Origin of the sequence: Saccharothrix hoggarensis, from assembly GCF_042678885.1 — a bacterium.
Taxonomy (GTDB): Bacteria; Actinomycetota; Actinomycetes; order Mycobacteriales; family Pseudonocardiaceae; genus Actinosynnema; species Actinosynnema hoggarensis.
In genome coordinates, this window is sequence record NZ_JBHTLK010000414.1 from 1 (window position 1) to 2,737 (window position 2,737).

Genomic DNA, 2,737 nt, shown 5'->3' on the forward strand with positions numbered 1-2,737 from the left:
CGCGGCCGGCGGCGAGGTGGTGTCCGCGGTGGACCGCCGCGCGGGCATCCTCGCCTTCACCCTGCCCGACCACCCGCCGTCCGTGGTCGGCGCGGCGCTCGTGGACGCGGGCGTGACGGCGACCGTGCGGCCGGAGCACGTCCGCCTGTCGCCGCACGCCTCCACGACCCCGGACACGATCGCCCGCTTCGCCGCCGCGCTGAAGGAGATCCGCGCGCCGAAGGCCGTCCCGGGCGCCGCCACGCCGGCGCCCGCCGTGACGTCCGACGTGCTCACCGCGTTGATCCCCACGGTGAACAGCCTGGCCGAGGCGGTCGGACCGGGCACCGAGGTCGTCCTGCACGACCTGGGCGCGCTGCCCAACTCGATCATCGCCATCGCGGGCGACCTCACCGGACGCAAGGTCGGCGGCCCGATGACGGACCTGCTGCTCGGCCTCGTCCGCCGCGGCACCACGCAGGACCTCGCGGGGTACGAGACGTACGCCCCGGACGGCCGGGTGATCCGCTCGTCCACCGTGTTTTTGCGCGACGACCGCGGCGTCGCCGTGGGCTGCCTGTGCGTGAACAGCGATCCCGGCCCCGACCGCCGGCCCGACCACGCCGTGTCGGCCGTCGAGGCGTTCCCCGGCGACGTCGACACCCTCCAACGCCTGCTCGTGGAACGCGCCGTCGCCGCCGTCGGGGTGCCCGTCGAGCTGATGAAGAAGTCCCACAAGTCCCAGGTCGTCCGCGTGCTGGACGAGGCGGGCCTGTTCCTCATCCGCGACTCCGTCGACTACCTCGCGGGCGTCCTCGGCGTGACCCGGTACACGATCTACAACTACCTCAACGAGGTACGGGCCTGACGACCCGGCCGGTGGGCGGGGCGGCCCCCCTTCGGGAACATCTCCTCCGTCCACCGACCGGGTCGTCTCAGGACACCGGCACCAAGGGCTGGTCGCCTTGGTGCACGGCCGCGTGGGCGGCGTCACGCGCGGCGTTCGCCTCGTCGTCGGTCAGCGTGCGGGTCAGGTGGCGCAGGACCAGGCGCAGCAGCACGTTCCGCTGCTCCGGCCGCGCGCCGAGCCGCGCCACGGCCGCCTCCGGCAGGTCGCGCACCGGTGTCTCGCTCACCACCACGACCTCCTCCACCACGTCCCCGATCACGGCGCGGACGGCGTCGCCGATCGTCTCGGCGTCCGCGCCGGGGTCCACCGCCACCGAGATGTCCCGCGTGATCGCCGGGTGCCGCGACACCGGCCGGTACGGCGTGAGGTCGAGCATCTGCGCGGCCACCCTCGGGTCCTCCGACGACAGCAGGCGGATGTCCGGGACGCCCTTGCGCAGCATCAGCAACCGGTCCAGCCCGGCGCCCAGCGCGAGACCGTGCACGTCGTCGGGCAGCCACGCCCGCCGCAGCACGTGCCGCGCCGCCAGGCCGCACTCGGCGACCTCCAGCCACTCGCCGTCCACCAGCACGTCGACCTGCCGCCCGGCCGTCGTGTACGGGTGGGTCGCGGGGGTCGTGTGGCTGCGCAGCATCCGGCCGGGGCCGGTGTAGCGGGTGTAGCTCGCGTCACGCGTGACGGCGTCCGGCGGGTAGCCCAACGCCGTGTAGTTGTCGTCGACCGACACCTCCGGGTGATCGCGCAGCACGCGCACGTCTCCCGGCAGGGCGGCGAGTATGTCGGCTACCAGCAGTTGCACGGCATGCGGCCCGTACGTGGGGTCGCTGAGGTCGCGAGGCATCGCGGGTGGTCCCTTCGAGGGCTGGTGGACGGGCAGGAGAGGAGTCCCCCGAGCCGGTCCGCCACCGGGACCACGTGAACTAGCGCACGCCGCGGGCCCCGACGACGGGGTCTCCCGGCCGGGGGCGGCTAAATCGACGCGTCACGTTTTCCACCCTAGCCCGCGCGTGCCGCATGATGCACGCATGTTGTCGACCAAGGGCGAGGACTTCCGCGCGTTCTGGACCGAGCGCCACCTGTGCACGCTGACCACCGTCCGGGCGGACGGCACCCCGCACGTCGTGCCGGTCGGCGTCACGCTGGACGTGGACACCGCCACCGCCCGGGTGATCAGCTCGCGCGGCTCGCACAAGGTCCGCCGGATACTCGCCGCCGGTGACGCGGGCGTGCCCGCCGCCGTGTGCCAGGTGGACGGACGCCGCTGGTCGACGCTGGAGGGCCGGGCCGTCGTCCGGCAGTCGTCCGACGCGGTGGAGGACGCCGTGCGGCGGTACGCCGAGCGCTACCGGACGCCGCGCCCCAACCCCGAGCGCGTGGTGATCGAGATCGCCGTCACGCGCGTGCTGGGGACGGTGTGAACATCACCGTCGTCGGCATCGGGGCCGACGGCTGGGACGGCCTGCCGCCCGCGTCCCGGCGCGAGATCGAGGCGTGCGAGGTGCTGCTCGGCAGCAGCCGGCAACTGGACCTGGTCCCCGGCGCGTTCGACCGGGTCCCGTGGCCGTCACCGCTGGTCCCGGCGCTGCCCGGGCTGCTGTCCCGGTACTCCGGCCGGCGGGTCGGCGTGCTGGCCAGCGGCGACCCGATGTTCCACGGCATCGGCACGACCCTGGTCCGGCTGCTGGGCGCCGGGCACGTGCGCGTGGTGCCGCACCCGTCGTCGGCGTCGCTGGCGTGCGCGCGGCTCGGCTGGGCGCTGGACGACGTCGCCGTCGTCAGCCTGGTCGGCAAGCCCGCCGCGCTCCTCGTCCCGCACCTGCACCCCGGCCGGCGCGTGCTCGTGCTCGG

At 74.6% G+C, this 2,737-nt stretch carries 4 protein-coding genes; 3 read left to right on the top strand and 1 reads right to left on the bottom strand.

What is annotated here, in order from left to right; genetic code table 11:
• Window positions 1-847, top strand: an 847-nt coding sequence (locus ACFQ3T_RS35700; RefSeq protein ID WP_380730415.1) for a helix-turn-helix transcriptional regulator, incomplete at its 5' end; no start/stop codon positions are given.
• Between the two features lie 67 nt (window positions 848-914).
• On the opposite strand, the gene ACFQ3T_RS35705 is transcribed toward ACFQ3T_RS35700, so the two are convergent.
• Window positions 915-1,730, bottom strand: a complete 816-nt coding sequence (locus tag ACFQ3T_RS35705) for a tRNA ligase subunit PheS family protein (RefSeq protein WP_380730417.1) — start codon at window positions 1,728-1,730, stop codon at window positions 915-917.
• Between the two features lie 184 nt (window positions 1,731-1,914).
• Between ACFQ3T_RS35705 and ACFQ3T_RS35710 the strand changes: the two genes are divergently transcribed.
• Window positions 1,915-2,307, top strand: coding sequence for a pyridoxamine 5'-phosphate oxidase family protein (locus ACFQ3T_RS35710; protein ID WP_380730419.1), 393 nt, complete (start codon window positions 1,915-1,917; stop codon window positions 2,305-2,307).
• Window positions 2,304-2,737: precorrin-6y C5,15-methyltransferase (decarboxylating) subunit CbiE (gene cbiE / locus ACFQ3T_RS35715; protein ID WP_380730421.1), on the top strand; the 434-nt coding region annotated here is incomplete at its 3' end. The genes ACFQ3T_RS35710 and cbiE, both read left to right, overlap by 4 nt.

Bases quoted from the DNA above. Each gene is read 5' to 3' on its own strand.
- ACFQ3T_RS35705 (WP_380730417.1), bottom strand. From the start codon at position 1,730: ATGCCTCGCGACCTCAGCGACCCCACGTACGGGCCGCATGCCGTGCAA.
- ACFQ3T_RS35710 (WP_380730419.1), top strand. From the start codon at position 1,915: ATGTTGTCGACCAAGGGCGAGGACTTCCGCGCGTTCTGGACCGAGCGC.